Origin of the sequence: Marinobacter piscis, from assembly GCF_007671655.1 — a bacterium.
Taxonomy (GTDB): domain Bacteria; phylum Pseudomonadota; class Gammaproteobacteria; order Pseudomonadales; family Oleiphilaceae; genus Marinobacter; species Marinobacter piscensis.
Map to the genome: position 1 here is coordinate 267,539 of NZ_VCGX01000001.1, position 26,628 is coordinate 294,166.

A 26,628-nucleotide genomic window follows, 5' to 3' on the forward strand; every position below is an offset into this window, starting at 1 on the left:
GAAGCGCAAACAATTTTTAACTATAAGTGCAAATGCACCCTGAATGAATCAGCCCAGTTTCAGGGTAGAGAGCGTTCTTTCTCTCACTTTCGTTAACAAGGCCTCATCGTCAACGAGGGACTGACCGTATGAGGGTACCAGCATCTTCATCCGCTCCTGCCACTCGGGAGTCTGCAGCTTTTTCGGGAAGCAGCGTTCAATAACACTGATCATGGCATTCGCGGCGGTAGATGCTCCCGGTGAAGCCCCAAGCAACGCTGCCAGAGTGCCGTCTTTTGCGGCCACTATCTCTGTGCCAAACTCCAGCTTTCCGCCGCCGCCTTCAGCCTGTTTGATAATCTGCACACGCTGACCGGCACTGCGCAGCGTCCACCTGTCTTCCCGGGCTTCCGGGAAAAAATTACGCAGCGACTTGATCCGGTCGCTATGGGACTGGAATACCTCGCCAATCAGATAACGGGTGAGATCCATGTTGCTTTTGCTCACCGACAACATGGGTTTCAGGTTTGTGCTGCGCACGGAACCAAAGAGATCAAAAAGAGAGCCCTGCTTCAGGAAGCGGGTGGTGAAACCTGCAAATGGACCAAACAACAGCGCCGGCTCACCATTGATAATCCGGGTGTCCAGATGGGGCACCGACATGGGGGGCGCCCCTATAGGGGCCTTGCCATAGACTTTGGCATGGTGTTGCTCCACAGCACTGGGCTCACGGCAGACCAGCCATTGACCACTGACAGGAAAGCCACCGTAGCCCCGAGCCTCCGAAATTCCGGACTTTTGCAGCAACGGCAGGGCGCCGCCACCCGCTCCCAGAAATACGAATTCGCTTTCCAGCTTGGTCTGTTCGCCTGTGTGCTGGTTTTTTACTCTCAGCTTCCAGCGGCCGTTATCACGCTGGTCTATATAATGCACCGGACTGCTCAGCATCAGTTCAAAATTAGGCTGACTTTGCAGATACTCCACCATGCTGCGCGTCAGCGAACCAAAGTCTACGTCAGCGCCGTGGCGAATCCGCGTTGCGGCTACCCGCTGCATAGGGTCACGACCCTGGACAACCAGAGGCATCCACTCTTCCAGGTCTTTCGGGGACTCTGTGTACTCCATCTCACGGAACAGGTGATGGGCGCTGAGGCGCTCATAGCGGCGCTTGAGATAGGCCACATCCTTGTCTCCCCAGACAAAGCTCTGGTGGGGTGTCCGGTTTATGAATTTTGTGGGATCAGGCAGCATGCCCTGTTCTACCAGATGCGACCAAAGCTGCAGAGAAACCTCAAACTGGGCGTTAATCTGAAGGGCCCGTTCAATGGCCACATCCCCATCCCCGGTTTCGGGCGTATAATTCAGTTCGCAGTATCCTGCGTGTCCGGTTCCTGCGTTGTTCCATCCGTCCGTACTTTCATGGGCAACGTGATCCAAACGTTCCAACATGACAATGTTCATGGACGGATCCAACTGCCTTAGCATTACGCCGAGGGTGGCACTCATCACACCACCGCCGACCAATACTACATCTGCCTGTTTCACGGCCATCGGTATTTTATCCTAGCTGGTATTGAGCTTCCCCCCTCCACGATCAGCAGAGAGGTCTGTCGGATGCAGGCAAGTCGCGAGGTAAGATGCGTTGCCTTGAGCGTCCGTTGTGTGCGCGCAATTATCCGGATTTTAGCAAGAATAGACACTGCCATAATTAGCGGATATGCAGCGATGCGCAGACTGCGCTACAGTTTAGCGGTTATTCGGTTAGCATACGAACTGTGGCTTGAGCGGGGTTATAAGTAATAATCCGGATATCAACGGCTGGCGATTCTCCCCTCTTTACTGCCGGATATCACCGTAACTTTAGTCGTAGCCAATGCGCCCGCCGCCAGCACTCTTCTTCAGAAAGGGCTGACCTCAACCGTTAATATGCGGTATCTTGCACACCTTTCTGGTGCTTTACCCCTGTTTACTCCGGGGCTTTCAGGCTCCTGCATTTTCAGAAGTTATATAACTGAGGCGAATCTATGGGAATGGCTATTGGCGCAATCATCGCCGGCCTGGTATTGCTGGTCTGGAGTGCGGACAGGTTTGTTGAGGGCGCAGCCGCAACCGCCCGACATCTGGGAATGCCAGCCTTGCTGATTGGCATGGTTATTATCGGATTCGGCACATCAGCACCGGAACTCGCCGTGTCGGCCATGGCGGCGGCAGATGGTAACCCGGGGCTTGCGCTGGGCAATGGTTATGGCTCAAATATTACAAACATTGCGCTGATTGTGGGGCTTACAGCGTTGATTGCCCCTATTACTGTTCATTCCCAGGTCCTCCGGAAAGAGTTGCCCCTGCTGGTTGTTCTTACCCTGATCGCCGGTGTGCAATTGCTGGATGGTGAGCTTTCACGCCTGGATGGCTGGATTCTTCTGGGTGTCTTTGCTCTTGTGATGGGCTGGTCCATCTTTCAGGGAATGCGAGGCAAGGACGATGCACTGTCCGGTGAAACCGATGCAGAGCTGGGCCCTGACCTGATGACCATGAAAGCTGCCATTGTCTGGCTGATTATCGGCCTGATACTGCTCGTCGCCAGCTCCCGCCTTCTGGTCTGGGGGGCTGTCACCATTGCTCAGAGTCTGGGCGTCAGCGATCTGGTCATCGGCCTGACCATTGTCGCTATTGGCACATCTCTACCCGAGCTGGCCTCTGCCCTGGCCGCAATCCGCAAGAATGAACATGACCTGATTCTGGGCAATATCCTGGGCTCAGGGATCTTCAACACGCTTGCGGTTGTCGGACTGGCCGCCGCAATCCAGCCTTTGTCAGTTGCGCCGGAGGCACTGTACCGGGACTGGACAGTGATGCTGGCTCTGACCGTTGGCTTGCTGATTATGGGCTTTGGTGCAACTGGCTGGCGTAAAATCATCAGCCGGCTTGACGGTGCCTTGCTTGTGCTGGTGTATGTTGGCTACACCGGCTATCTGCTTTCCACGGTTGTGGCTGCCAGCGCAGGCTAGCAACAACAACCGCGTTCAAACACGCCTTAACTGTTCTCCTGGAACGTCAATGCCACAGAGTTCAGGCAGTAGCGCTGGCCGGTTGGGGGAGGCCCGTCCGGAAATACGTGCCCGAGATGGCTGTCACACCGAACACAGCGCACCTCTGTGCGCGTCATTCCCAGGCTTGTGTCCTCAATGTAGCGGATGTGTTCTTTATCAAACGGCTGAAAAAAGCTGGGCCAACCGGTGCCGGAATCAAACTTCGTATTTGAGCTGAATAAAGGAAGGTCACACAGCCGGCAGTGATAGACTCCTTCAAGTTTATTATCCAGCAGGTTGCCGCAAAACGGCGGCTCTGTGCCGTGATCCAGCAAAATCTTGCGCTCTTCAGCGGTCAGACTGGCCGCCTTTTCTTCTGTCTGCGCCTCCGTCAGGGGCGTCAGGTCATAACCTGTCGCTGAACTGCTCATACTGTCTCTCCTCAGACCTGTTTTTCGCTGGAATCAGTGTACTCCGGCTTGAGCCGGTCACTGAAACCGTCAATAAGCTTTTCCATTTTCGGGGCTGCAACCGCCATGATGTACGGCTGGTGCGGGTTCCGTGCCGCAAAGTTCTGATGCTCGTCCTCCGCGGGATAAAAAGCATCCAGAGGCTCCAGAGTCGTTACGATTGGGTCGGGGTACACGCCTGCTTCATCAAGCTGGTTTATATAGGCTTCGGCTACGCGTTTCTGCTCCGGAGATTCATAAAACACGGCAGAACGGTACTGCGTTCCCCGGTCGTTACCCTGACGATTGAGCTGGGTGGGGTCGTGCGCCACCGAGAAAAACACCCGCAGCAACTCGCCATAGCTGATTTCAGCGGGGTTATAGCGCACACTCACTGCTTCTGCATGGCCTGTCGTGCCTGTACAGACAGCATGGTAATTCGCGGTTTCCCGGGAGCCGCCAGCGTACCCGGACTCCACCCGGGTGACGCCATCCAATGCCAGAAAAACCGCTTCCACACACCAGAAGCAACCGCCGGCAAGAACCACTCTTTGTTCACCGTCGCCGGCAGGCAGGTTCTGCTCCGGCTCCGGAAAGCGGCTGCGAGGCACACTCAGGCCGGGAATATTGCACGATGATGTCATAATGACCTCTGCTTGAAGCTGTGACTGATTACTCTGTACCGATTGTGAATGTTATGTCGTCGGCTTGCATCCGTTCTATTGCCTATCATAATGTGAACTGGCGCCAGTAGACAGGCTGCACAACCCGGCCTTAACTCAAAGGAGCCCGGATGACCTTATCGGCCCCCGAAACGGAAGATCAGGACGAGCTTCTGGAATACCGCCTTAGCCTCAGGCTGGGCCCGGTTCACGCCCGCCAGCGTCTGGGTATTGAGCGCGAAGCGGAAGCCAGGGTGCTGGGCCGGAAGCGCTCCTCCTTTCATCTGGAAAACCTGACATCCGCCCCAGGCTTTATCCGCTTTTGCCTGCGGATTTCCGGTCTCCTCGGACGTGGACAGGCTAACAGCCGACGTCTCGATACCGCCCGTAACCGCTTTCATTTGCCCGGCCTGCCCGGAGAGTTCGAAGGCTTTCGCATACTGCACCTGACAGACCTTCATGTGGATATGGATGAAGCCAACCTGCAGGCTGTTATACACCAGGTTTCGTCACTGGATTATGACCTTTGCGTGCTCACAGGTGACTACCGAAAAGATACCCGGGGCCCGATTGACGCCACACTTGACGGTATGGCGCGCCTGCGCGAGGTCATCCGGGGTCCGGCTTACGCTGTGCTGGGCAACCATGACAGTGTGCGTATGGTTCCCGCTCTGGAAGATATGGGGTACTCACTGCTGATGAATGAAATGGTTCCGCTTGAGCGCAACGGTGAGCAACTGTACCTCGCCGGGGTCGATGACCCGCACTTTTACAAGGTACATAACCTGCAACGGGCGGGCGATGACATCCCCCCCGGCGGCACCAGTCTCCTGCTCAGCCACTCCCCCGAAATCTGGCGCGAAGCCGCCCACGCCGGTTATGACATGTTCCTGTGTGGCCACACCCATGGCGGCCAGATCTGCCTGCCTGGCGGCATTCCTCTGACTCTGGATGCCGACTGTCCGCGTCATCTGGGCCGTGGGTATTGGCGTGTAAACGGCATGCAGGGGTATACCTCACCCGGAGCGGGCACCTCTGTGGTGAACGTCCGCCTGAACTGCCCGCCGGAAGTGACCCTTCACACGCTCACCCGCGGTCCCTCTCAGTGAGGCTGGTGCCGGATGCCCAAACGGTAGAGAATAGGTGATATCCACATATTGGCAAGTGCAAAGAGCACCACAACAAGCAACCCCGTCCAGACCTCAGTGAGCCCCCAGCCGATAGCCAGCAACATCGGGAGAGCCGCTTCCGGCACCTGGTCCAGCCAGGGCATACGGGCGCTGGGCTTTAAGCCCAGCCGGCGCTTGATAAAGCTGCTGAGCAAGTCACCGGCAAGCGCGAGCACGCCAAAAAGCAGGCCGAAAACAAACCCCGGGCCTGCCGCAAGGGCATAAAGCGCACAGCACAGGGCGCCCGACAGGATTCCCCGCCAGGTTTTGCTTTTCCCAAGCAACGGACGGCCATCAAACCAACGCCGCCCCCCATCCACCGGGGCAGACCAGCGCTGCCGGAAAACCTTGGCTGCGACCACTGGCGCACCATTTGCCAGCACCAGCATCACAAACAAATTCAGGGTTATCAGCAAACGCCGTCGCTCCTTGCCTGTTCAGCTTATGTGTTTCCACCCTGGGCCAGTTTGAGCGGATCCATCAACTGCTCCAGTCGTTCCCGGCTCAGGCCACTTCGCTCTTCTGCCACATCAATCACCGGACGGCCGGTGTTGTAGGCCTCCCGGGCAATCTCCGCAGCCAGACTGTAACCAATTTCCGGGTTCAGTGCTGTTACCAGCACCGGGTTACGCCCAACTCCGGCATCCAGAGCCTCGGTATTAACGGTGAAACCCGCAATTGATTTGTCCGCAAGCATACTGGTGGCATTTGCCAGAAGGCCGATCATGTCCAGCAGGTTACCGCCGACAAGCGGCAACATCACATTCAGCTGGAAGTTGCCGGACTGCCCAGCCACGGCATTGGCGCTGTCCAGCCCGATCACCTGGGCTCCGACCATTGCTACAGACTCCGGAATGACCGGGTTAACCTTGCCCGGCATAATGCTGCTGCCCGGCTGCAAGGCCGGCAGACTGATCTCTGTCAGCCCATGAATCGGGCCACTGTTCATCCAGCGCAGGTCATTGGCTATCTTGGTAAGCACAATGCCCAGTCCCCGCAGTTGCGATGACAGTGCGACCGGCCCATCCACTGCGCTCAGACCCACAAACTTATGATCCATCGTGCGGAATGGGTAGCCACTGCCGGCTTTCAGGAACTTCACAAACTGACGCGAAAATTCCGGCAGCGCGTTTACGCCTGTCCCTACAGCAGTCCCGCCCTGGGGCACAGCAAGCAGCTCCTCAACCACCGTCTCCAGACGCTTTTCTACAGCCAGTATCTGCTCCCGCCAGGTGCGCAGCTCCTGGCCCAGCGTAATGGGCATGGCGTCCATCAGGTGCGTACGCCCGGTTTTTACCTGTTCAGAAAGCAGGGCTTCACGCTCGTAAATGACGCCACGTAAATGGCTGAGTGCAGGAAGCAACTGTTCCATCACTCCGGTCACACAGCTGATGTGAATGGCGGTCGGAATCACATCGTTGGAGCTTTGGCTCATATTCACGTGATCGTTAGGGTGCACCTTTACCCCGTTACCAACCGCAATCGCGGCAATGACTTCGTTCACGTTCATGTTGGTGCTGGTACCCGACCCTGTCTGGTAACGGTCAACCGGAAACTGATCCGTATACTCGCCCTGGATAAGTGCACGGCAGGCATCAGTAATCGCATCACAGTGGTTGCTATCCAATAGCCCGAGACTGGCGTTGGCCTCTGCGGCCGCCTGTTTAACACGTGCTACAGCGATAATAAACGCCGGTGGCATTGGCTGGCCACTGACCGGAAAGTTATCCACGGCTCTCTGGGTCTGAGCGCCCCAGAGCGCTGCCGCAGGGACATGGACCTCGCCCAGACTGTCGCTCTCTACTCGTGTTGCCTTGTCTGCTTCACTGGACTCATTTTGATTCATGGTACCTCCTGTATTTCTGTTACCGGCTGGCTAAGCTATGTTTTCAAGTTCAGCAGGTGGCAACCTGAAGGAAGCCACCTGCTGCGTCGGGTCAGAAGAAACCCAGTGGGTTGGTATCATAGCTGGTCAGCAAGCATTTGGTTTGCTGGTAATGTTCCAGCGCCATCTTGTGGGTTTCACGGCCTACGCCGGATTTCTTGTAACCGCCAAAGGCCGCATGAGCCGGGTAAGCGTGATAGCAGTTCATCCACACTCGCCCTGCCTGAATTCCCCGCCCCATCCGATAGGCCAGATTTGTGTCGCGAGTCCAGACGCCCGCACCCAGGCCAAACTCGGTGTCATTGGCAATCGCCAGGGCTTCCTCTTCTGTCTTGAACGTTGTAACCCCGACAACCGGGCCAAAAATCTCTTCCTGGAAAACCCGCATCTTATTGTCACCTTTGAACAAGGTGGGCTGAATGTAAAAACCGTCGTTGAACTCGGCGCCCATGTCTTCCTTGTCGCCGCCAGTCATAACAACCGCCCCTTCCTGTTTGCCGATCTCCAGGTACGACATAATTTTGTCGTATTGCTCCTTGCTCGCCTGAGCACCCACCTGAACGTCGGTATCCAGAGGGTTACCACGCTTTATGGCCTGAGTACGTTCAATGACCTTTTCCATAAACTCATCAAACATATCCTCCTGAACCAGAGCGCGGGAGGGACAGGTACATACTTCCCCCTGATTAAAGAATCCCAGCACCAGGCCTTCAACACACTTGTCGACAAACTCTGGTTCGGCTTTCATAACGTCGGAGAAATACAGATTGGGGGATTTTCCGCCCAGCTCAACCGTTGAGGGAATGATGTTTTCGGCTGCGCACTTGAGAATGTGTGAGCCCACGGGTGTGGAGCCGGTAAAGGCAATTTTGGCGATACGCTTACTGGTCGCCAGAGCTTCCCCTGCCTCAATGCCATAGCCGTTAACAATATTAATAACGCCCGGGGGCAGAAGATCTGCGATGAGCTCCATAAGAACCAGAATGCTGGCGGGGGTCTGTTCTGCGGGTTTGAACACAGTGCAGTTCCCCGCAGCCAGACAGGGCCCCAGCTTCCATGCAGCCATCAGAATCGGGAAGTTCCAGGGAATGATCTGCCCGACAACTCCCAGAGGTTCGTTAAAGTGATAAGCCACTGTATTGTGGTCAATTTCTCCCAAATGCCCTTCCTGGACCCGAATGCAACCTGCAAAATAACGGAAGTGATCTGCCGCCAGAGGAATATCCGCATTCAGGGTTTCACGCACTGCCTTGCCATTGTCCCAGGTCTCTGCGACCGCCAGCTTTTCCAGATTGGCCTCAATGCGATCGGCGATTTTCAGCAAAATACCGGCACGCTCTGCGGGCGATGTTCTGCCCCAGGCGGGCGCAGCCTTGTGTGCAGCATCGAGCGCCAGATCAATGTCCTCAGCGGAGGAGCGGGGAATGTCGCAAATCACCGCACCGGTAACCGGGGTTATATTTTCAAAATATTCCCCTTTGACCGGTGCAACCCACTCACCCCCAATGTAATTTTCATAACGGGATTTGAACGAAACAACGGCGCCGTCTTTTCCGGGCTGTGTGTAGATCATGGCTGTCACCTCTGATTGTGTTTGTATATGACAACGCGAACGTCCGCGTATACCTAGTCACTGTAGACCTCAAACACCAATTGGTGAAACACCGGGAAGCTCTGATAACTCCTGCAGGCAATCCCGCAGGAAGTTCTGCGGATCGTCCAGCACGGCCTCATCTGCCACTATTCCGAACTGAACCTGCCCGGCATAGCTGACAATGCTCACGCCCAGCCCGATATCACCGGCCTGAGGCACCCAGAACATTTGTTCCCTGATACGGCAGCCTGCAATATAGCGTGCATCCCGTGTTCCGGGTACGTTAGAAACCACAGCACTGGCCTTCCGGTAAAACACTTCGGCCAGTGGCTGGCGCAGGGGTTCCGGGATCAGGGGCGCGCACACTGACAACCCCCAGGCGATGCCTGGCTGCCAGCTTTGTTTCAGCCGGCGGGTTTCCTGCTTGATGCGATAAAGTCGCTCCAGCGTACTTTCTCCATCCACCGGCAAGGGCACAAACACAGTGCCGAAATAATTCCCGGGCGTGTCCGGTTCCGGTAACAGGTGATCCGGCAGACGGCTACGGATATCAACGGGAACGGCGGCATGGAATACAGCCTCATCGAGGGTCGTGCCAGAAATTCCCAGACGGGGGCGGGCTGCCGCCGCGACACAGGCGAGCAGGACATCATTGATGGTGACATTTGTTGCTTTAGCAGCTGAACGGAACCGGTCGAGCGCCACAGGCGCAGACCATCGACAATGGCGTCGGCCCAGTAACGGGCGCCTGAGATCAGACGGTGTGTCTTCCGACTCGGCCAGAAAACCACTGAGTTCGCTGGTCAGCTTCAACCCGCCACGCGCCAGATAATCCAGAAGCTCGCCAGCCTGCCCATACTCATTGGTAGGACTTACTTTTCCGGGAGCTGTCTCAGCCCCTTTGGGCTGGCCACCGTCGACCAGTTGCGAAAGCCAGTTTTTTGCTGCCGCTGCCCAGGGGGCCACCTCTGCAGTTTGCGGTGCACCGTAAACCCCCGGGGGCTGCTGTGGTGAAGCCGGGCACAAGCGGTCAAAAATGTTCATGAGGGAAACGCCATCGGCATAACAATGATGTATGCGTAGCAATACGACGGCACCGCCTTCTGCATTCGGTGCCAGCCAGAACTTCCACATCGGGCGGTATAAGGGCAGAGGCTGATTAAGCCGGTCAGAGACCCACTCCTGCAGCGAAGACTCGGTAAAACGAGTTAACACAACATCAAGGTGATGCCCCGGACAGAAATCAGGGGCCTCTTCCCACCACCAGCCTGAAACCCGCTTTACAGGCCGGTAACGAAAGCGCTCCCAGGCCATCCAGTATATTTGTAAAAACTCCCTGAATCTGGGGGCTGTCAACCCGTCGGCCCGCATCATGACGGTTATAGTCATTGGGTTTTGCGGGCTCTCCAGGGCCAGCCAGGCCGAATCTGCTGGCAACATAAGGTGCGCGTGCTCGTAACTCAAACCCGACTATCCCTGGCAGTGGCAAAATGAAAACACAGTGCAGCATTGTGCCAGACATGCACTGACGGCTCCACACAGGGCCAGAGCACAGGGTTACAAAAAACTACACACCCGTTAACCTGCGCTTCTATACTCTCCGTATGTCTTGATGCAATAGTAACTCCAGACTCCGAAACCCTTCGGTTGCCGTACCGGGAGGAGATACATTATGAAAGCAAGCCATATTCGCAAGTTAATCACACCGATTGACAGCGCCTACTCAGAGATGTTCTCGGGGCGCGTCTATCGGGTTGGCGAAGGGGCGGTTTCCGTTCGCAACCACAGCGGCGAAACAGAACAAACCGTCATTGGCGTACACGGCTTTCTGGAAAACCATTGCTACTTCACCCAGACCTATGATGCACCGACAACAGAACTGATTCTGCTGACCTGCAGCAATTACCACATCCCGGTCAATGGCGTAACACCGGAAAAACCAGCATGGGAGGTGCCGATCAAGCATCTCGCTGGCACCATCGAGTATGATGCCTGCATCCTGAATCAGGCCCTGGCTAGCCTGCCAAGCACCCGTAATGTGCGGATTCATGGCCACTCCCGGGGCGGAGCTGTGATTATTGAGGCAGCCCGGCAACGGCCCGAGCTGTATTATGGTACAGACGTTGTTCTTGAGGCTCCGGCGCTGCCCCAGGGCAGAATTCATCCGCTGGTCACAACGCTCCTGGAACCGGTCAGCCATGGCATGTGGCCCTGGCTGGTCCGCCTGATCAACAGCGCACCCTCATCAGCGTATGGGCAGGCCTTTTTCGGCAAGATGAACCCGCGTAAAAAACAACTTCTGGGCAAGCTGTTTTACGCCACCCGGGACCACATGACCATTGTGCGCAATATTGAGAACCTCTTCGACTGGATGGCGCGAACCGATACCACCGCATACCACAATGTGCCTCAAGGCACGTTTCTGATCCCGGGGATGGACCGGATTCTGGATCGCAAGTCCATGCTTGCCAGCGCCCGCATGAGCACCAACATGCGCATCATCGAAACCCGGGCACCCAGTCACTTTGTAACACTCGACAGCAAAGAATGGGTGCCCGGGTTTGAGTCTCTGCCGGTATCTTCATTCAGCAACTGACCCGGCCGCTTACTGCGAGCAGGCTTCGTCTTCGGTAAACTGAACGCCTCAATACAGGATGACCGGAGTTTACTGCATGTATCGTGAGCGCTTGTCAGGCACCCATGTGCGCTCAGAAAGCGCCCGTCGCCTACAGCAGTTATTGCTGAACTATCACGATTTCCGTTACTTCAAGGCTGAGCACAGGTTGCGCGAAGACACGCGAGCCATTGCTGACTGGCAGGCTGCACGACTGAAATCGACCCATCAGGATTTGTATCAGCACCCGGGCTACCACTCCGGCCTGGAGTTTCTGCTCACGGATCTGTATGCCCCCGCCAACATGACCCGACGCGACGACAATATAGACCGTGTATTCCCTAAAATGGTCAAGTGGCTGCCGGATCCGCAACTGCACATGCTCGCCGGACTGGTGGAACTGAATCTGATGACCCAACAACTCGATCTTGAGCTGGCTGAGCGACTCGAAGAACTCGGAAATCCGGCCGCCGGCATTACCACGGAACACTACTGCGAGGCTTATCGTGCCAGCCGGAAACTGGAGCAGCGCCGGCAGCAAATGACACTGGTCGCCACTGTGGGTCAACAGCTTGACCACTATGTACGCAAACGCAGCCTGGGATGGCTGCTTTCAATAAGCCGGGTGCCTGCGGAAAGAGCTCGCCTCAGCGACCTGCACAGCTTTCTTCACCGGGGGTATTCCGCATTCCGGAAAATGGATAACGCCGGCCTGCTGGTTGCCCGGCTGACCGCCCGGGAGGAGCGGGTAATGGATAACATCCTTAACGGTTACCCAAACCCTTTTTCACTCCCGCGCGACCTTTAAGAACCCGCAGGCTCAACTCTTGAGAATCTGATCGAGCTGAGCGTGAACCTCCTGCTCAATCCTGGACTTGAACGGGCGCAACAGCATTCCCAGTTCCAGATGTACATGCAGCTCATTCGGGGTAATGTTCAGGTGCCCCTTTGCTCCTGACCGCCTGAACGTAAGGTGGTCCCCTTCCCACTGGTAACTGAGATCAAACTGGGTGGCCAGGTCCCTGGCAAAGGCGTCGGCTGCGTCGCGGGCATGTTGCTTATCAAACGAATGAGCCCGATGTATATCAATTACAGACATGAATCATTTTTCTCTTGAAAATTTGGCGATTTTACAGTGTAAGGCGGTATTTAACCTCTAGCCACCCTTGTAGCAACCCCGCCAGGCGTTAGAATACGAGATTCAGATTCTGACAGGACATGCCCTCATGAGCGAGCAACAAATGCCGGATACCTCCGGCAATGGCCAGGACGACGTTACCCATTTCGGTTTCAGCAATGTGCCCAAAAGCCAGAAAGCCAGCCAGGTGGCTGACGTATTCCATAGCGTTGCGGGCAAATACGATGTCATGAATGACCTGATGTCCATGGGCATTCACCGATTGTGGAAGCGCTTTACCATTGAGCTTTCCGGCGTTCGCCCGGGCCACCAGGTTCTGGATATTGCCGGCGGCACAGGCGACCTCACCATGAAGTTCTCTGACCTGGTGGGCTCAGAAGGCAAAGTGGTTCTTGCCGATATCAACGCCTCTATGTTGCAGGTCGGACGCAGCCGCCTGACCGATCGTGGTTACGCCGGCAACATTGAGTATGTACAGGCAGACGCTGAGCACCTTCCCTTTCCGGATAACAACTTCAATGCGGTATCCATTGCCTTTGGTCTGCGCAATGTAACCGATAAAGACCAGGCCCTGCGTGATATGGCCCGGGTACTGAAACCTGGCGGTAAACTGATGGTGCTGGAGTTCTCCAGGCCTGCCAACCCGCTGCTCAGCAAAGTCTACGACACCTACTCATTTACGGCTCTACCCCTGATGGGCCAGCTGATAGCCGGCGACAGCGAGAGCTACAAGTACCTGGCTGAGTCCATTCGCATGCACCCGGATCAGGACACCCTGAAAAGCATGATGGAAGACGCCGGCCTGATGAACTGCAAATACTACAATATGACCGGCGGCATTGTGGCCCTGCACGTTGGAATCAAACCCTGATGTTTCCCGGCCCGACACTGCTCGCAGCCGCCACTGCCATCATAGAGCGGGCACTGAACCACGCGCTTGCGCTGGACCCTTCCGGCCAGCAGGCACTGCTGGATGCGCTTGAGGGGCCGGTACAGTTTCATATTACCGACCCGTTCCCCCTGGCTTTCTCATTGCATAAAGCCGGTCGTCGGGTGCAGGTACACAGCCAGCCGGCCGAAGACCCGGCCCTGACCATCAGCGGCAAACCCCTGGCATTTGCTGCCCTGGCCACAGGCGATAACCGTGTATTCGCCGATAACCGCCTGACCGTGGCCGGTGACACAGGCCTGGCACACCAGTTTCAGCGGGCGCTGGACCAGCTCAATCCGGACTGGGAAGCCGCTATGGCAACACACATTGGCGATGTGCCGGCTCATTTCATCGGTAAGCGTATTCGCAACTGGGTGAGCTGGAGCCGCCAGGCGTTCACTGCCCTGAATGCCAACATCGAAGAATATGTACACGAAGAAAGCCGCGCCCTGCCTGGTCGTCGCGAGCTGGAAGCTACATTTGAAGATATCGACGCTCTCGACTTACAGGTGGAGCGGCTTGGCGCCCGGATAGACCATCTGGAGAACCACGGCAATACTGACAAACCGGAGACCCTGTGACCCGCCTGCAACGTCTGTTTCGCATTTCCTGGGTGTTCTGCCGCTACCGACTGGACACTTTTTTACCCATTGCAGAGCTCCCCGGCCCTCTGAAACTGTTTTTCCTGTTGGCTCCCTGGCACCTGTTTCCCAAGCCCAAACTCGACCGGGGAGACCGCCTACGGCTGGCTCTGGAAGAGCTGGGCCCGGTGTTTGTCAAATTCGGACAGATTCTGTCCACTCGGCGCGACCTGCTGCCGGATGACATGGCAGCATCACTGAAAGACCTGCAGGACCGGGTGCCCCCCTTCCCAGGCGACGTTGCCCGCAATATTATCGAAACCTCCCTTGGCGCCCCTGTTTCCGAACTGTTCCGGGAGTTCAGTGTCACCCCTATGGCTTCCGCTTCCGTGGCTCAGGTCCATACGGCAACGCTATTGAATGGTCAGGAGGTTGTCGTCAAGGTTCTGCGACCGGGGATCGAAAAAGTGATCCGCCAGGACCTGTCCCTGATGTATCTGATGGCCCGGTTGCTGGAGAAGTACTGGACCGAAGGCAAACGCCTGCACCCCGTCGATGTAGTCGCAGACTACGACGCCACCATTCACGATGAGCTGGATCTGCAGCGGGAAGCGGCTAATGCCAGCCAGCTGCGCAGAAACTTTGAAAACTCGAAGCTGATCTATATCCCCTTCATCGACTGGGATTACACCCGTAAGTCAGTGATGGTGATGGAACGGATTCATGGTATTCCCATTGCCGATGTGCCGGCCCTGAAGGCTGCGGGCGTTAACCTCAAGGTTCTGGCCGAAAAAGGCGTGGAAATCTTTTTCACACAGGTGTTCCGCGACAGTTTTTTCCATGCAGACATGCACCCGGGCAACATTTTTGTAGACGCCAGCAACCCGGCCGACCCCAGATACATCGCCATAGACTTCGGCATTGTCGGCACCCTGGCGCCAGACGACCAAAGCTACCTGGCGCGCAACCTGCTGGCATTTTTCCGTCGCGATTACCGGCAGGTGGCGCAGCTGCACATCCAGTCTGGCTGGGTGCCTCCTGAGACCCGGGTGAACGAGTTTGAAGCGGCCATCCGCACTGTGTGTGAGCCGATATTTGAAAAGCCGCTGAAGGATATCTCCTTCGGCCACTTCCTGCTGCGACTGTTCCAGACCGCCCGCCGCTTTGATATGGAGGTGCAGCCACAACTGGTCCTGCTGCAAAAGACGCTGCTGAACGTGGAAGGCCTGGGCCGTCAGCTCTACCCCGAACTCGACCTGTGGACCACAGCCCAGCCGTTTCTGGAAAGCTGGATGCGCAAGCGAATCGGGCCATCCGGCCTGATTAAATCCTTGCAGACGCACCTGCCTTCATGGCTGGAGCAGTCGCCAGAGATGCCCCAGCTGGTTCACGATGCCTTGCTGCAGTTGCGCAGTGCCGGCCCCACAGAGAAGCAGAACCAGGACACCCTGGCCCTGCTGCAGGAACAACAGCGCAAGGCAGACCGACGCTGGCGCCGGGGCATTATGGCTGTCGCCCTGGTTGCTGTTGCCATCACCGGCACTCAGCCCGAAGCCCGGGCTCTGGCAGAAAGCGCGCCGCTCTGGAGCTGGGCCGCACTGGCCGCCGCCGGTGCCCTGATTATTCGTGGCAGCCGTTGATCCTTTTCATATTTCAAACTAGCATTAGTAAACACCTCTGACTTACACTCCGGGGTGGTTTAACACGTGTTGAACTCAACTCACTTTCGATAAATGGAGGCATCATGGCTAATCAGAATCGCCGTGACTTCATGCGTACCAGTCTACTCGGACTTGCCGCTCTCCCCCTCGGTGCTGGTGTTCTCTCCCAGCGAGTCCTGGCTCAGGATCTCCCCCCCCTCGAGCTTTCCAACCCTCAGGCCAAAGCTCTGAACTACGTTAAAAACGCCGAGGAAGCCAGCGATCATCCACAGTACTCGGAAGGCGAGACATGCGCCAACTGCCAGTTATTCCAGGAAGCCAATAACGGCTGTCAGCTGTTCCCGCAGAACAGTGTAGAGCCCAACGGCTGGTGTCAGTCCTGGGTTAAGCAAGCCTGACCCACGCCGGCCTGGCCCTGACCGCTTATGGTCAGGCTCAGGCCTGCCGGATCATTACCCAGCTTGGTGTTGACAGCACCGGCTGCCTTGCCAGAACGGAAAACCCGAACCCTTCATAGAACCTTACGTTGGCCAGCTCATCCGTTTCCAGATAAAGACTCTCCCCCGGTGTGCTGCTGACTGCGTAGTCCATCAGCCGTGTTCCGATTCCCTGCTGTTGCAGCGAAGTGTCCACAGCCAGCGGCCCCAGGTGCCAATGTGGTATCGATGGATCCAGCCTGGCCCAGATGCTGAGCCAGATAGCCAGGCGTACAGTGCCTGCCGGAGTATTTGAGGTGAGCAACGCCGGCATCAGTTGCAGAAAATCCCGCAATGTTGGCTTGCAGTCCCCGGGAGGCAGCATGCCCAACACTCCCGCCAGACGCCCGTCAGAGAAAACACCCAACAATTTGCCCTTGCGCTGTACATAGGCCAGTAGCCCGGAAAAAAACCGCCTGAGGCGCCGTTCCCGTAACGCGGATGACGCCCCGAACACCTTGATATGTATGGGGTTGTCATTCATGGCCCTGGCACAGATAACGGCAGCTGCCGACATATCCTCTCGCCGCAGCGGACAAACATCATAGGCCTCTTTTCTCACAGACCTTACCTCCTCTAAGCACAAAAAAACCTGAAAATCAGGTATTATCCACCATGAACGCGAGAAGCCAGCTCATCTTCAAGAGGTAGTCGCCTATGACAACGGATGCAACCCGGGACTGGACACTGGAACAGTTTCCCGCCCGCTCGCACGACAAATTACGCTACGCCGATACTGACCGCCAGGGCCATGTTAACAACGCTGTATTTGCAACGTTTATTGAAACCGGCCGGGTCGAGCTGATCTACAATCCCGAAGCACCACTGACCTCCCCCGGCACGTCGTTTGTGATTGCCAGCCTCAACCTGCAGCTGAAAGCAGAGATTCACTGGCCAGGAACAGTGGACATCGGCACCATGGTCACCCGTGTTGGCAACAGTTCCATACAGTTGTATCAGAGTCTTTTTCAGAATGGCGTATGCTGCGCAACCGCGGAAACCGCCATTGTCAGCATAGACGAAAACACCCAAAGGCCATCGCCGCTGTCTGAATCAGTTCGCGCTAATCTGGCGCCTTTGCAACCTTAACGCTTCAGGATTCACTGCAATGAAGAACGCACCTGTTAACCCGGATGCTCCTGACTGGATTGAGTCCATTCAGTGGACAGCTGACGGCCTGGTCCCAGCCATTGCCCAGGACGCGGCCTCCGGGGAGATCCTGATGATGGCCTGGATGAACCGTGAATCACTTCGCCTCACGGCAGAAGAAGGCCAGGCGGTTTACTGGTCGCGGTCGCGGGGCAAGCTCTGGCGCAAGGGAGAAACGTCCGGGCATCAGCAGATCATCAAGGATATCCGTCTTGACTGTGATGAAGACGTAATTCTTCTCAAAGTTGAGCAGAAAGGCGGCATTGCCTGTCATACCGGTCGCCACAGCTGCTTTTACCGGTCACTGCAGGATCAGCAGTGGGTCAGTGTCGAGCCAGTCATCAAAGACCCTGAAGCCATTTATGGCAGCAACTGAGGAGTGAGTGCATTGAGTGATATTCTGGAAAACCTCACCCGTGTTCTGGAAGCCAGAAAAGCCGCCGATCCGGAGACATCCTACGTCGCCAGTCTCCACGCCAAGGGCCTGAACAAAATCCTGGAAAAAGTAGGCGAAGAGTGCACCGAGACACTGCTGGCTGCCAAGGATGCAGAGCATTCAGGGGACACCCAGGCATTGATCAGCGAAACAGCCGACCTCTGGTTTCACAGCATGGTCATGCTTTCCAGGCTTGGCTTGAGTTCTGCTGATGTACTGAACGAGCTGGATAGCCGGTTTGACCTCTCCGGACTTGATGAGAAGGCTTCCAGAAGCGAATAGGCCAAGGGTAGTAATACCTACAACGGGGGGTTTCCGAAAACCGGCCCTGTTAACGTATACTGTCAAACTACGAAAACATCAAAACGAGGGTCCCCCAATGGGCATCAGCATTTGGCAACTTCTTATTGTACTGGGCATTGTCATTCTTCTGTTCGGAACGAAAAAACTGCGCAACATCGGGACTGACCTGGGTGGCGCCATCCGCGGATTCAAAAAATCCATGAGTGACGAGGAAAACCCGACGGACGACGACCCTGAATCCCTCGAAGACACGCAGGAAGAGCCGGTTCAGAAAACGGCCGAAGAGAAGCCCAGAGAAAAAACTAAAAGCTGAGACCCGGCAGAATGTTTGATATCGGCTTTATTGAGCTTTTGATTTGCGGCGTGATTGCTCTGCTGGTGCTTGGCCCCGAACGGCTTCCCACAGCTGCGCGAGCTGCCGGGCGCTGGGTTGGCGGTGCCCGCCGCATGGTCTCCCAGTTCACCTCGGAGCTGGACCGTCAACTCAAAGCCGAAGAACTTCGAAAAGAGCTGAGTGAGGCCGGTGATGTGGGGCTGGACGATGTCAAGAAAACCGTACGCGGAGCGTTGGATGAGGCCAAGAAATACGAGCATATGGTCTGGTCCGATGACGCCTCCTCTGGCAGTAGCCAGAAAGCGGTGAAAGATCAGAACACCCCGAGCGATACAGCTGCCCCCTCTGCCGGGAACAAACCTGATGAGCCAGACACGGCGCAAAATCCGTCGGATAAAACTTCATGAGCACACGAACAGAGGGTGAGAATCCGGATCATCATGACGCAAATCCAGAACAGCCAGAAATGCCCCTGGTTGAACACCTGTTGGAGCTTCGCAACCGCCTGCTAAAAATGGTGTTAGCGGTCGCGATCTGCTTTGCGGTCATCTACCCTTTTGCGAATGAGCTGTATCTCTGGCTGGCAGAACCTATCCGGACCCTGCTGCCGGTCGGCCAGACCATGATCGCAACCGATATAACCTCACCGTTTTTCGCGCCGCTGAAACTGGCTCTGTTTTTATCGGTGTTCGCGGCCATTCCGATCATTCTCTATCAGCTCTGGAGCTTCGTTGCACCCGGGCTGTACACCCACGAGAAACGTCTGGCCTTTCCGCTGCTGTTTACCTCTGTGGTGCTGTTTTACCTGGGTGCTGCTTTCGCCTACTTTGTGGTTTTCCCACTTGTGTTCGGCTTTTTTACAGCAATCGGCCCCGAAGGGATTGTTGAATTACCCGACATCAGCAGCTACCTGAACTTCGTACTGAAAATGTTCTTTGCGTTCGGGGTCGCCTTTGAAATCCCCATAGCAACCATTCTGCTCATCCTCAGTGGCGCCACAACGCCGGCTGACCTTGCTGCAAAACGGCCTTACGTTGTCGTTGGCTGCTTTGTGATCGGAATGATGCTGACACCACCGGATATCATTTCCCAGACACTTCTGGCTCTGCCCATGTGGATTCTGTTCGAACTGGGCATTCTGTTTGGCCGTCTGGCTAAGCGTGAGGTTGAAGATCCGTATACGGACGAGCCGCCGGCTGAATGAACCAGGCCTTATTGTTTCCGGAAGACTTCGTAGCACATGATCGAGTCGTGCTACGGGGCCGTCGACTTGCGCACATTCAGTCTGTCCTGCGCCTGTCAGCGGGCGACCGGCTCCCGGTTGGCCGCGTAAACGGGCTGATGGGTCATGGCACGGTGGTCCGCCTCACCGACACCGAAGCTGAGCTGATGCTAACGCTGAGCGAACCGCCTCCGGCGGCGCCACCTCTTACGCTTATTCTTGCCATGCCACGGCCAAAAATGTTCCGCCGCATCCTGCAGACGAGTGCCACTCTGGGCATTAAGGATATCTGGCTGATCAACGCCTACAAGGTGGAGAAAAGCTTCTGGCAAACGCCCTGGCTGTCGGATGAAAACCTGCGGGACAACCTCACCCTGGGGCTGGAGCAGGCAAAAGACACTACCATGCCGGACGTACATATCCGCAAACTGTTTAAACCGTTTGTGGAAGATGAGTTGCCCGCACTGCTACGCGACAAAGTAGCCCTGGTTGCACACCCGGGGACAGCAACACCCTGCCCCACACACCTGAACCAGCCTGCAGCCTTGTGCGTAGGGCCGGAAGGCGGCTTCACGCCCTATGAGGTGGGTAAACTGGAGGAAGCCGGGTGTCAGAGCGTTCATCTGGGGCCACGCATCCTGCGGGTCGAAACGGCGGTCCCAGTACTTGTAAGCCGGCTATTCGACGCCTGTCTCTGATTCAGGAAGCCTCAGCTCTGGCCTCCCAGATGCGGAGTAAAGGTGTAAGTACGGCAACCAGTAGCGCCCCCCGCCAGCAAACCAAACAGTCCATTCGCCAGGACGGGGATCAGAGCTGCGGGCAGGCCACCAAAGCCTGCGGCAAACACCTCTATAGCATGATAAATGGGCGGTATGCCATGCACCAGGATGCCACCACCTACAAGGAACATGGCGATCGTGCCAACAATGGCCAGGGCCTTCATCAGGTAGGGGGCAAGCCAGAGAATACTGTTGCCCAGCCGCTGAGCCAGAGCGCTGTCTCTCTGACTCAGATAGAGGCCGCCATCGTCCAGCTTTACAATGCCCGCCACGAGGCCGTAAACACCCACGGTGATCATCGCCGCCACCACCGCCAGCACAATAAACTGCATACCAATCCCCTCCCCCGTTACCACTCCGAGGGTGATGGCGATGATTTCCGCCGACAGGATGAAGTCCGTACGAATAGCGCCTTTGATCTTTCGCTTTTCCACAACCCGCAGATCCACGTCAGGTTGCTTCAGAGCTTCGAGCAGCTCTTTCTTACGTTGTTTTTCCGCCTCCGTGTGCAGAAACCTGTGGGCCAGTTTTTCTGCACCCTCAAAGCACAGAAAGGCGCCACCCAGCATTAAAAGCGGTGTGACCAGCCAGGGGACGAAAAAGCTGATCGCGACTGCAGCGGGTACCAGGATTGCCTTATTCACCAGTGATCCCTTGGCAACCGACCAAACCACCGGCAATTCCCGCGCAGCCCTCACACCAGTCACCTGCTGAGCATTCAGAGCAAGGTCGTCCCCAAGCACACCCGCAGTTTTTTTAGCGGCCGCTTTTGTCATCATGGAGATGTCGTCAAGGAGAGTGGCTATGTCATCAAATAACGCGAGAAGACTGGTTCCTGCCATCGGAACAGATCCTTTTCAGGGCGAAGGCCTATATAATAAGGCCCATTGCCTCGGCTGCGATACGGTTTTTTACCGGGGCAAGCTCATCAAGCCAGCGCATTCCTGTATTTCTGAGAAGCCTGACGGGCAGTTCATCACGGGCAAACAGCTGCTTGAAGCCTTCCATCGCCGCCATCATGGTCAGGTTCTCGCCTTTGCGGCGGCGCTGATAGCGTTTCAACACCAGTGGTGCAGACGGGCTCAGGCCGGCACACCTGGCCCTGGATAATTCATCCAGCAACACCCGTACGTCGCCATAACCGAGGTTGGCGCCCTGCCCGGCCAGCGGGTGTATGGTGTGCGCTGCATCCCCCAGTAACGCAAAACCACTGGCAATGTAATCTTTGGCGTGGCGCTGTCGCAGCGGGAACGAAAAGCGTCTGGAAATAGTTTCAATACGGCCCAGCTCACCTTCAATTCCCTGCTCAAGCTCGGTGGTAAAGGCGGCATCATCCAGCGCCATCAAACGCCGGGCTTCAGCGGTATCCTGGGACCAGACAATGGAGCAGAAGTGTTCATCGCCTGTCTCTGTCAGTAGCGGCAGAAATGCCAGCGGCCCGGTCTGGGTAAACCTTTGCCAGGCCGTGTATTGGTGACGCCGGGCCGTGCGCACAGTGCAGACAATCGCGTGCTGGTCGTAATCCCATTCCCGGGTTGGTATCCCGGCCCACTGGCGCAACCGGGAGTTACCACCATCGGCAGCCACCACGAGGCGGGCACTCAGTGTGCGCCCATCCGCAAGTTCAATAGTGCGCAGATCACCCTTCAGAGCACAACCGGTAACCTGCACACCGTCAAACACCTCAACGTTGCTGGTTTCCACAACCTCAAACAAGGCTCTGACCAGACTGCGATTTTCTACAATGGTGCCGAGGGAACGGGTCTGCATCTCGGCGGCGTCAAAATGAATACGTCCGGTCCCATCGCCATCCCACACGGTCATGCCCTGATACGGGCAATGGCGACCCGCGGTAACGCCCTTCCAGGCGCCCAGTGATTCCAGCAACTGCTGGCTGGCCATGGAAATGGCACTTACCCTGGGCTCGAAATCAGCGACACTGTTGGCGGCCACAGGAGCCTGCAGCAAGGAACTGCGCTCCCCGCCCTCGATCAGCCCCACATTCCAACCCTGCCGGGACAGCCCAAGCGCCAGAGCCGTACCTGTCATGCCGCCACCCACCACGAGAATATCGAACACTCCGGTATCAGTCATGACCTGGACTCCTGCTTTGTATGGGGCCGGGGGTGTGGCTCACACCCGGGCCGTTGATATCGGCACGACGTCCCCCGGTGCCCATGGCTTTACGTGCGAACAGGCGTTTGGCGCCGGGCAACAGATCCAGCCCGACCAGCCCGGCATCCCGGGCAGCCGCTACAGGTGCCAGAGAGTGGCCAAAAATACGGATGAGCGAATCCGAGAACTGTACAGTCTGCTGTCGGTCGGGGCGATGCAATTCGTGATAACGGCGCAGAATCTGAAAATCCCCCGGCGAGCGCCCCTGCGCATCCGCCAGCCGGAACTGTTCCACCAGCGTCATCAATCCGCGCAACGCCAGATTAAAGCCCTGCCCGGCCACCGGGTGTAATGCGTGCGCCGCATTGCCAACAAGCGCGACTCCAGGCCTGACCGGCTCTTCCACCGTGGTCAGACTCAACGGATAGTGGCTACAGGCACCTATATGGGTGAATCGCCCCAGACGCCAGCCAAAACGACTCTGGAGCCGTTCGCATTTGTTGCGATCTGTCATGGCCAGAACCTCTTCAAGCTCCTTGTCGTCCAGGGTCCAGATCAGCGCCGACTGGTAACCCGCATGGGCAGGTGAGCCATGGGGCAACAGGGCCATTGGCCCGGCATCAGTAAAACGCTCAAAAGCGGTGAACTCGTGGCTGTCACTGGTCGACACATTGGCCACAAGGGCATTCTGGTTGTAGCCGTGGTGGCTGGCCTGAAAGCCAAGCGTCTCTCGCAGACCGGAGCGGCCGCCGTCTGCAACAATCAGACACTGCGCTGACAGGGTTGTGGTTTCGCTGCCGGTCTTCAGCGACACCTGCACACCCTGTTCGGTCGGCGTCATTCCAACAACCTCGGCCGGCGCCTGCCACTGGGTCTGTGCGTCAAGCAACTCCCGCATCAGGCAAAGCCCCATCCAGCGGTTGTCCACCACGTAGCCCAGCGCCTCTTGTTGGTACTCGCGGGCGTTCAGGCGGGTAGCGCCGAAACGGCCACGGTCGGAAACGTGAATATGCTGAATAGGCGTGGCGTGCTCCGACAACCGGGACCAAAGCCCGAGCTCTTCAAAAATCAGCCGGGATCCCCAGGCCAATGCTGTCGAGCGGGCATCATAACTGGGCTGATAGGAATCGGGCAGTGCATCCGAAGACAGCGGAAAAGTCTCAACCACGGTTACCCGAAGCGCGGGCGCTACTCTGGCAAGGGCCAGAGCCAGGGTAGCCCCTGCCAGGCCGCCACCGGCAATGATGATATCGGTGTCAGAGTGTTTCACAGGCTTATTCCGCCATCAGTGCTTCAATCTCTTCAATGGTTTTGGGTACATCACCGGTCAGTATCCGGCAACCGTCCTTGGTAACCACAACATCATCTTCAATGCGAATACCAATACCCCGCCATTTCTCATCCACATCTGTGTTGTCCGGCGCAATGTACAAGCCAGGCTCAACGGTCAGAGCCATACCCGGCTCCAGCTGTCGCCATGCATCGCCAACCCGGTAATCCCCTACATCATGTACATCCATTCCCAGCCAGTGGCCGGTACGGTGCATGAAAAAGGGCCGGAAGGCTTCGCTGGCAATGGCCTCTTCAACCGTCCCTGACAACAAACCCAGCTCAATCAGACCGCTGGTTAAGACTTCCAGCGCCGCCTCGTGCGGCTGATTCCAGTGATTGCCGGGCCGGACGGCTTCGATGGCTGCGTACTGGGCTGCCAGTACCACTTCATAGAGAGCGCGCTGCTCCTGGCTGAATGTGCCGTTAACCGGGAAGGTGCGAGTGATGTCAGATGCATAGCATTCCAGCTCACAACCGGCATCAATCAGCACCAGATCGCCATCTTTGAGCGGTGCTGTGTTCTCGATGTAGTGCAGGATGCAGCCGTTGGCACCACTGCCGACAATCGACGGGTAAGCCGTTGAGCGGGCGCCGTGATCCATAAACGTGTGAATCAGTTCGGCTTCCAGATTGTACTCATAGCCCCCTTTCCGGGCACGCTTCATGGCCCGTCGATGGGCTTCGGCACTGATCTCTCCTGCGCGCGCCATCACCTTGATCTCGTTAGCGCTTTTATACAGCCTCAGGTCGTGCAAAAGGTGTTCGAGGGATACAAATTCGCCCGGTGGATGCGCGCCACTTTTAACCTTGCTGCGGATGGTCTTGACCCAGTCCATCACCCGGACATCAAAACCCTGGTCCTTGCCGAGCGGGTAATAAACCCGGCTGCGACCTTCAATCATCCCCGGCAGAATGTCATCAATGTCCGCCACCGGAAAGGCATCATCCAGGCCATAGTCCTCTATGGCGCGCTCGGGTCCTACAAGAAAGCCATCCCACAGCTCTTTTTCGGGATGCCTCTCTTTACAGAACAGTACCGACTCACCATGCTCACGGCCGGGGATCAGTGCCAGCACAGCCTCAGGCTCACCAAAGCCGGTGAGGTACTGGAAATCACTGTCCTGACGAAACGGATGTAACACATCCCGGTTGCGCACCCGTTCCGGCGCTGCCGGAATAATCGCAATGCTGTCTGGCGCCATGCGCTCCATCAACTTGCGACGGCGCTCGGCAAATTCCTTGACGGGTATAATGCTCGACATAACTTCTCCCGCAGTAAGTAATCGTTTTAATGTAGCGTTGGTGCTTCCGGGCCAGGCTTTTCCGGGGGGTTAAACTCAGTAAACACTGCAAGTGCCCCCAGCCGGACATACTCTGTTATCTCTACCAACTGCTGTTCGCTTTCCTCGTCTGAATCCTGATCTTCAGAGACCTGACTGATGGCTACCAAATCTTCAATCAGCTCACGGATTTCGTCCGGCGCTTCACCTAAAGACTCGCCAGCAGCCAGGGCCATCCCCTCAAGAAACCCGCGCACCCAGGCCACCAGAGCTTCCAGGCGCTGTTCCAGTGCGTAATCATCGTCTGGCAACAGCGGATGAAAGCTCATGTCCGCCGACTTCAGGACCGTCAGGTTTTTTTCGTAGGCCTCATTCATGAATACAGACAGCTCACCAGCCTCTTCGGCCGTGGCCTCGGGTAACCCCATGTGCTCGCATACCAGGGCCAGCCACTCGCCCTTCTCTAAGCGCGATCCGGCAGCCAGCCGGCCGCAGAGCGCCCCGTGCAACTCGGACGGGTGACTGAATGCTTTATGAGTCGCGAAAACATTGGCCCAGCGCTCGAATTCAGCGGCATACGCTGCGCTGGCGGTGTCGGCTTCTGTCATGAACCGGGTAATCCTGTGTTGTGAAGTTAAAGCACTATCCTAGCACTCAGGTGCTTTCAAGGCACTGCCCGGGTGATATGACACCCCCGTAAATTGACCGTTCTGCTACACACACTTATAGTTAGTCGCAATACCTTTAACCTATGCTGGGCACGTCATGGAACAGTCCGAAGTACAAGCATTAGCGGACAAGCTGGACAAGCTGATCGAACATTGCCATAAACTCGAGCGGGATAACGCCAACCTGAGGCAGTTGCAGGATGACTGGAACCGGGAACGGGCCCAGCTCGTGCAAAAAAATGATCTTGCCAAAAACAAGATCGAAGCCATGATCAGCCGCCTTCGGGCTCTGGAGCATCACTGATGTCTAACCGATCCACCACCGTTGAGGTGAGAATTCTTGACAAGGAGTATCTGGTTGCCTGCCCCGAAGAAGAGCAGGAAGCGCTGATTCAGGCCGCCAGACACCTGGACCGGAAAATGCGGGAAATACGTAACAGCGGCAAAGTCTTCGGAACGGAACGCATTGCTGTGATGGCCGCACTGAACATCACCCATGAGCTACTTGAGCGGGACACCATGTCGGATGCCACCAGCACCATCCTCAAGGCCATGGACAGCAAGCTTGAAAATGCTCTGGGAGAGCCTTCAGATCAATAACCGCAAAGAGATTTCACAACAGGTGTTGCAATCGGCCCCGTGTCTGGCCCTATAATGGTCCCACTTCCTGGGCTGTTCGCGAGTCGGATTCGTCCTCGAGCCGATGCGTATTACCCAGGTGGCTACTTCAGGGCATTGTGTGCACGTCCCCGTCAGGGGAAAGCCTAATATGTCACAGCGGCCGCCGACCTTGGACTTAGGGTTCAAGGGCCACATCCGATAACGGCAGCTCGGGAAGCTTT

General features: G+C 56.6%; 30 protein-coding genes, 1 other RNA gene and 1 pseudogene. 18 read left to right on the forward strand and 14 right to left on the reverse strand.

The annotated features are described in order from the left end of the window. Positions 1-48: 48 nt before the first annotated feature. The gene (gene mqo, locus FFI95_RS01145) at positions 49-1,530 is read right to left on the reverse strand and encodes a malate dehydrogenase (quinone) (RefSeq protein ID WP_144820511.1); all 1,482 of its coding nucleotides are present in this window, start codon (positions 1,528-1,530) and stop codon (positions 49-51) included. Between the two features lie 473 nt (positions 1,531-2,003). Between mqo and FFI95_RS01150 the strand changes: the two genes are divergently transcribed. Further along, positions 2,004-2,987: a calcium/sodium antiporter gene (locus FFI95_RS01150; protein WP_186311948.1), complete on the forward strand. Its 984-nt coding sequence runs from the start codon at positions 2,004-2,006 to the stop codon at positions 2,985-2,987. A 26-nt stretch (positions 2,988-3,013) separates the two neighbouring features. Here FFI95_RS01150 and msrB read toward each other — a convergent pair whose 3' ends face one another. After that, on the reverse strand, positions 3,014-3,439 hold the full coding sequence (gene msrB / locus FFI95_RS01155; protein WP_144820512.1) for a peptide-methionine (R)-S-oxide reductase MsrB: 426 nt from the start codon (positions 3,437-3,439) through the stop codon (positions 3,014-3,016). Between the two features lie 11 nt (positions 3,440-3,450). Further along, positions 3,451-4,101, reverse strand: coding sequence for a peptide-methionine (S)-S-oxide reductase MsrA (gene msrA, locus FFI95_RS01160; RefSeq protein ID WP_144820513.1), 651 nt, complete (start codon positions 4,099-4,101; stop codon positions 3,451-3,453). A gap of 149 nt (positions 4,102-4,250) precedes the next feature. On the opposite strand from msrA, the gene FFI95_RS01165 reads away from it, so the two are divergent. Then, entirely contained in the window at positions 4,251-5,228 is a 978-nt protein-coding gene (locus tag FFI95_RS01165) for a metallophosphoesterase (protein WP_144820514.1), read from the forward strand. On the opposite strand, the gene FFI95_RS01170 is transcribed toward FFI95_RS01165, so the two are convergent. From FFI95_RS01170 to FFI95_RS01185, 4 genes are all read right to left on the reverse strand, one after another. After that, positions 5,222-5,704: a CDP-archaeol synthase gene (locus tag FFI95_RS01170; RefSeq protein ID WP_144820515.1), complete on the reverse strand. Its 483-nt coding sequence runs from the start codon at positions 5,702-5,704 to the stop codon at positions 5,222-5,224. The genes FFI95_RS01165 and FFI95_RS01170 overlap by 7 nt on opposite strands. Positions 5,705-5,730: 26 nt before the next feature. Then, positions 5,731-7,134 (reverse strand): class II fumarate hydratase, encoded by a 1,404-nt coding sequence (locus tag FFI95_RS01175; RefSeq protein WP_144820516.1) that lies wholly within the window; start codon positions 7,132-7,134, stop codon positions 5,731-5,733. 91 nt (positions 7,135-7,225) lie between these two features. Next, the gene (gene exaC / locus FFI95_RS01180) at positions 7,226-8,746 is read right to left on the reverse strand and encodes an acetaldehyde dehydrogenase ExaC (protein WP_144820517.1); all 1,521 of its coding nucleotides are present in this window, start codon (positions 8,744-8,746) and stop codon (positions 7,226-7,228) included. A gap of 69 nt (positions 8,747-8,815) precedes the next feature. Further along, positions 8,816-10,231: a WS/DGAT domain-containing protein gene (locus tag FFI95_RS01185; RefSeq protein ID WP_144820518.1), complete on the reverse strand. Its 1,416-nt coding sequence runs from the start codon at positions 10,229-10,231 to the stop codon at positions 8,816-8,818. Positions 10,232-10,439: 208 nt separating this feature from the next. On the opposite strand from FFI95_RS01185, the gene FFI95_RS01190 reads away from it, so the two are divergent. Then, positions 10,440-11,363: an alpha/beta hydrolase gene (locus FFI95_RS01190; RefSeq protein WP_144820519.1), complete on the forward strand. Its 924-nt coding sequence runs from the start codon at positions 10,440-10,442 to the stop codon at positions 11,361-11,363. 76 nt (positions 11,364-11,439) lie between these two features. Further along, positions 11,440-12,189, forward strand: a complete 750-nt coding sequence (locus tag FFI95_RS01195; RefSeq protein WP_144820520.1) for a DUF8198 family protein — start codon at positions 11,440-11,442, stop codon at positions 12,187-12,189. Positions 12,190-12,201: 12 nt separating this feature from the next. Here the strand turns inward: FFI95_RS01195 and FFI95_RS01200 are convergent, their stop codons facing one another. Further along, positions 12,202-12,480: a polyhydroxyalkanoic acid system family protein gene (locus tag FFI95_RS01200; protein WP_144820521.1), complete on the reverse strand. Its 279-nt coding sequence runs from the start codon at positions 12,478-12,480 to the stop codon at positions 12,202-12,204. Positions 12,481-12,607: 127 nt separating this feature from the next. On the opposite strand from FFI95_RS01200, the gene ubiE reads away from it, so the two are divergent. From ubiE to FFI95_RS01220, 4 genes are all read left to right on the forward strand, one after another. Next, positions 12,608-13,390: a bifunctional demethylmenaquinone methyltransferase/2-methoxy-6-polyprenyl-1,4-benzoquinol methylase UbiE gene (ubiE, locus tag FFI95_RS01205; protein ID WP_144820522.1), complete on the forward strand. Its 783-nt coding sequence runs from the start codon at positions 12,608-12,610 to the stop codon at positions 13,388-13,390. Beyond that, positions 13,390-14,031: a ubiquinone biosynthesis accessory factor UbiJ gene (locus FFI95_RS01210; protein WP_144820523.1), complete on the forward strand. Its 642-nt coding sequence runs from the start codon at positions 13,390-13,392 to the stop codon at positions 14,029-14,031. The genes ubiE and FFI95_RS01210 overlap by 1 nt, the downstream gene beginning before the upstream one ends. Continuing rightward, a complete protein-coding gene (ubiB, locus tag FFI95_RS01215; protein WP_144820524.1) occupies positions 14,028-15,671 on the forward strand; it encodes a ubiquinone biosynthesis regulatory protein kinase UbiB in 1,644 nt (547 codons plus the stop codon). Before FFI95_RS01210 ends, ubiB begins: the two co-directional genes overlap by 4 nt. 104 nt (positions 15,672-15,775) lie before the next feature. Further along, positions 15,776-16,090, forward strand: a complete 315-nt coding sequence (locus FFI95_RS01220) for a high-potential iron-sulfur protein (RefSeq protein WP_144820525.1) — start codon at positions 15,776-15,778, stop codon at positions 16,088-16,090. A gap of 37 nt (positions 16,091-16,127) precedes the next feature. On the opposite strand, the gene FFI95_RS01225 is transcribed toward FFI95_RS01220, so the two are convergent. Continuing rightward, positions 16,128-16,685 carry a GNAT family N-acetyltransferase gene (locus FFI95_RS01225; protein WP_144820526.1) on the reverse strand — a complete coding sequence of 186 codons (558 nt, stop codon included), beginning with the start codon at positions 16,683-16,685 and terminating at the stop codon, positions 16,128-16,130. Between the two features lie 140 nt (positions 16,686-16,825). On the opposite strand from FFI95_RS01225, the gene FFI95_RS01230 reads away from it, so the two are divergent. The 7 genes from FFI95_RS01230 to FFI95_RS01260 all read left to right on the forward strand — a co-directional run bounded on the left by FFI95_RS01230 (position 16,826) and on the right by FFI95_RS01260 (position 20,310). After that, complete coding sequence (locus FFI95_RS01230) at positions 16,826-17,257, forward strand: acyl-CoA thioesterase (RefSeq protein WP_144820527.1); 432 nt, start codon at positions 16,826-16,828, stop codon at positions 17,255-17,257. A 19-nt stretch (positions 17,258-17,276) separates the two neighbouring features. Next, positions 17,277-17,693: a phosphoribosyl-AMP cyclohydrolase gene (hisI, locus tag FFI95_RS01235; protein WP_144820528.1), complete on the forward strand. Its 417-nt coding sequence runs from the start codon at positions 17,277-17,279 to the stop codon at positions 17,691-17,693. Positions 17,694-17,705: 12 nt separating this feature from the next. Then, a complete protein-coding gene (locus FFI95_RS01240) occupies positions 17,706-18,035 on the forward strand; it encodes a phosphoribosyl-ATP diphosphatase (protein WP_144820529.1) in 330 nt (109 codons plus the stop codon). A 97-nt stretch (positions 18,036-18,132) separates the two neighbouring features. After that, the gene (tatA, locus tag FFI95_RS01245; RefSeq protein ID WP_144820530.1) at positions 18,133-18,369 is read left to right on the forward strand and encodes a Sec-independent protein translocase subunit TatA; all 237 of its coding nucleotides are present in this window, start codon (positions 18,133-18,135) and stop codon (positions 18,367-18,369) included. A gap of 11 nt (positions 18,370-18,380) precedes the next feature. Next, the gene (gene tatB, locus FFI95_RS01250) at positions 18,381-18,797 is read left to right on the forward strand and encodes a Sec-independent protein translocase protein TatB (protein WP_144820531.1); all 417 of its coding nucleotides are present in this window, start codon (positions 18,381-18,383) and stop codon (positions 18,795-18,797) included. After that, on the forward strand, positions 18,794-19,594 hold the full coding sequence (gene tatC, locus FFI95_RS01255) for a twin-arginine translocase subunit TatC (protein WP_144820532.1): 801 nt from the start codon (positions 18,794-18,796) through the stop codon (positions 19,592-19,594). Before tatB ends, tatC begins: the two co-directional genes overlap by 4 nt. Continuing rightward, positions 19,591-20,310, forward strand: coding sequence for a 16S rRNA (uracil(1498)-N(3))-methyltransferase (locus FFI95_RS01260; RefSeq protein WP_144820533.1), 720 nt, complete (start codon positions 19,591-19,593; stop codon positions 20,308-20,310). The genes tatC and FFI95_RS01260 overlap by 4 nt, the downstream gene beginning before the upstream one ends. Position 20,311: 1 nt before the next feature. On the opposite strand, the pseudogene FFI95_RS01265 reads toward FFI95_RS01260, so the two are convergent. The 5 genes and pseudogenes from FFI95_RS01265 to FFI95_RS01285 all read right to left on the reverse strand — a co-directional run bounded on the left by FFI95_RS01265 (position 20,312) and on the right by FFI95_RS01285 (position 25,726). Further along, positions 20,312-21,233 (reverse strand): annotated as a pseudogene (locus FFI95_RS01265) (DUF808 domain-containing protein). Positions 21,234-21,261: 28 nt separating this feature from the next. After that, the gene (locus FFI95_RS01270; RefSeq protein WP_144820535.1) at positions 21,262-22,485 is read right to left on the reverse strand and encodes a UbiH/UbiF/VisC/COQ6 family ubiquinone biosynthesis hydroxylase; all 1,224 of its coding nucleotides are present in this window, start codon (positions 22,483-22,485) and stop codon (positions 21,262-21,264) included. Next, on the reverse strand, positions 22,478-23,776 hold the full coding sequence (gene ubiH, locus FFI95_RS01275; protein ID WP_144820536.1) for a 2-octaprenyl-6-methoxyphenyl hydroxylase: 1,299 nt from the start codon (positions 23,774-23,776) through the stop codon (positions 22,478-22,480). The genes FFI95_RS01270 and ubiH overlap by 8 nt, the downstream gene beginning before the upstream one ends. Positions 23,777-23,780: 4 nt before the next feature. Continuing rightward, on the reverse strand, positions 23,781-25,100 hold the full coding sequence (gene pepP, locus FFI95_RS01280; protein ID WP_144820537.1) for a Xaa-Pro aminopeptidase: 1,320 nt from the start codon (positions 25,098-25,100) through the stop codon (positions 23,781-23,783). 26 nt (positions 25,101-25,126) lie between these two features. Beyond that, positions 25,127-25,726 (reverse strand): UPF0149 family protein, encoded by a 600-nt coding sequence (locus FFI95_RS01285; RefSeq protein WP_144820538.1) that lies wholly within the window; start codon positions 25,724-25,726, stop codon positions 25,127-25,129. Positions 25,727-25,883: 157 nt separating this feature from the next. Between FFI95_RS01285 and FFI95_RS01290 the strand changes: the two genes are divergently transcribed. The 3 genes from FFI95_RS01290 (at position 25,884) to ssrS (ending at position 26,627) form a co-directional block, all read left to right on the forward strand. After that, positions 25,884-26,090 (forward strand): TIGR02449 family protein, encoded by a 207-nt coding sequence (locus FFI95_RS01290; protein ID WP_144820539.1) that lies wholly within the window; start codon positions 25,884-25,886, stop codon positions 26,088-26,090. Beyond that, complete coding sequence (locus FFI95_RS01295) at positions 26,090-26,386, forward strand: cell division protein ZapA (RefSeq protein WP_144820540.1); 297 nt, start codon at positions 26,090-26,092, stop codon at positions 26,384-26,386. The genes FFI95_RS01290 and FFI95_RS01295 overlap by 1 nt, the downstream gene beginning before the upstream one ends. A 61-nt stretch (positions 26,387-26,447) precedes the next feature. Then, positions 26,448-26,627: non-coding RNA, 6S RNA (gene ssrS / locus FFI95_RS01300), on the forward strand. Position 26,628: the final 1 nt, after the last annotated feature.

Excerpts from the sequence above, each read along its gene's own strand:
- mqo (WP_144820511.1), bottom strand. The coding sequence starts at position 1,530 with ATGGCCGTGAAACAGGCAGATGTAGTATTGGTCGGCGGTGGTGTGATG.
- FFI95_RS01150 (WP_186311948.1), top strand. The coding sequence starts at position 2,004 with ATGGGAATGGCTATTGGCGCAATCATCGCCGGCCTGGTATTGCTGGTC.
- msrB (WP_144820512.1), bottom strand. The coding sequence starts at position 3,439 with ATGAGCAGTTCAGCGACAGGTTATGACCTGACGCCCCTGACGGAGGCG.
- msrA (WP_144820513.1), bottom strand. The coding sequence starts at position 4,101 with ATGACATCATCGTGCAATATTCCCGGCCTGAGTGTGCCTCGCAGCCGC.
- FFI95_RS01165 (WP_144820514.1), top strand. The coding sequence starts at position 4,251 with ATGACCTTATCGGCCCCCGAAACGGAAGATCAGGACGAGCTTCTGGAA.
- FFI95_RS01175 (WP_144820516.1), bottom strand. The coding sequence starts at position 7,134 with ATGAATCAAAATGAGTCCAGTGAAGCAGACAAGGCAACACGAGTAGAG.
- exaC (WP_144820517.1), bottom strand. The coding sequence starts at position 8,746 with ATGATCTACACACAGCCCGGAAAAGACGGCGCCGTTGTTTCGTTCAAA.
- FFI95_RS01190 (WP_144820519.1), top strand. The coding sequence starts at position 10,440 with ATGAAAGCAAGCCATATTCGCAAGTTAATCACACCGATTGACAGCGCC.
- FFI95_RS01195 (WP_144820520.1), top strand. The coding sequence starts at position 11,440 with ATGTATCGTGAGCGCTTGTCAGGCACCCATGTGCGCTCAGAAAGCGCC.
- FFI95_RS01200 (WP_144820521.1), bottom strand. The coding sequence starts at position 12,480 with ATGTCTGTAATTGATATACATCGGGCTCATTCGTTTGATAAGCAACAT.
- ubiE (WP_144820522.1), top strand. The coding sequence starts at position 12,608 with ATGAGCGAGCAACAAATGCCGGATACCTCCGGCAATGGCCAGGACGAC.
- FFI95_RS01210 (WP_144820523.1), top strand. The coding sequence starts at position 13,390 with ATGTTTCCCGGCCCGACACTGCTCGCAGCCGCCACTGCCATCATAGAG.
- FFI95_RS01220 (WP_144820525.1), top strand. The coding sequence starts at position 15,776 with ATGGCTAATCAGAATCGCCGTGACTTCATGCGTACCAGTCTACTCGGA.
- FFI95_RS01225 (WP_144820526.1), bottom strand. The coding sequence starts at position 16,685 with ATGTCGGCAGCTGCCGTTATCTGTGCCAGGGCCATGAATGACAACCCC.
- FFI95_RS01230 (WP_144820527.1), top strand. The coding sequence starts at position 16,826 with ATGACAACGGATGCAACCCGGGACTGGACACTGGAACAGTTTCCCGCC.
- hisI (WP_144820528.1), top strand. The coding sequence starts at position 17,277 with ATGAAGAACGCACCTGTTAACCCGGATGCTCCTGACTGGATTGAGTCC.
- tatA (WP_144820530.1), top strand. The coding sequence starts at position 18,133 with ATGGGCATCAGCATTTGGCAACTTCTTATTGTACTGGGCATTGTCATT.
- tatB (WP_144820531.1), top strand. The coding sequence starts at position 18,381 with ATGTTTGATATCGGCTTTATTGAGCTTTTGATTTGCGGCGTGATTGCT.
- tatC (WP_144820532.1), top strand. The coding sequence starts at position 18,794 with ATGAGCACACGAACAGAGGGTGAGAATCCGGATCATCATGACGCAAAT.
- FFI95_RS01260 (WP_144820533.1), top strand. The coding sequence starts at position 19,591 with ATGAACCAGGCCTTATTGTTTCCGGAAGACTTCGTAGCACATGATCGA.
- FFI95_RS01270 (WP_144820535.1), bottom strand. The coding sequence starts at position 22,485 with ATGACTGATACCGGAGTGTTCGATATTCTCGTGGTGGGTGGCGGCATG.
- pepP (WP_144820537.1), bottom strand. The coding sequence starts at position 25,100 with ATGTCGAGCATTATACCCGTCAAGGAATTTGCCGAGCGCCGTCGCAAG.
- FFI95_RS01285 (WP_144820538.1), bottom strand. The coding sequence starts at position 25,726 with ATGACAGAAGCCGACACCGCCAGCGCAGCGTATGCCGCTGAATTCGAG.
- FFI95_RS01290 (WP_144820539.1), top strand. The coding sequence starts at position 25,884 with ATGGAACAGTCCGAAGTACAAGCATTAGCGGACAAGCTGGACAAGCTG.
- FFI95_RS01295 (WP_144820540.1), top strand. The coding sequence starts at position 26,090 with ATGTCTAACCGATCCACCACCGTTGAGGTGAGAATTCTTGACAAGGAG.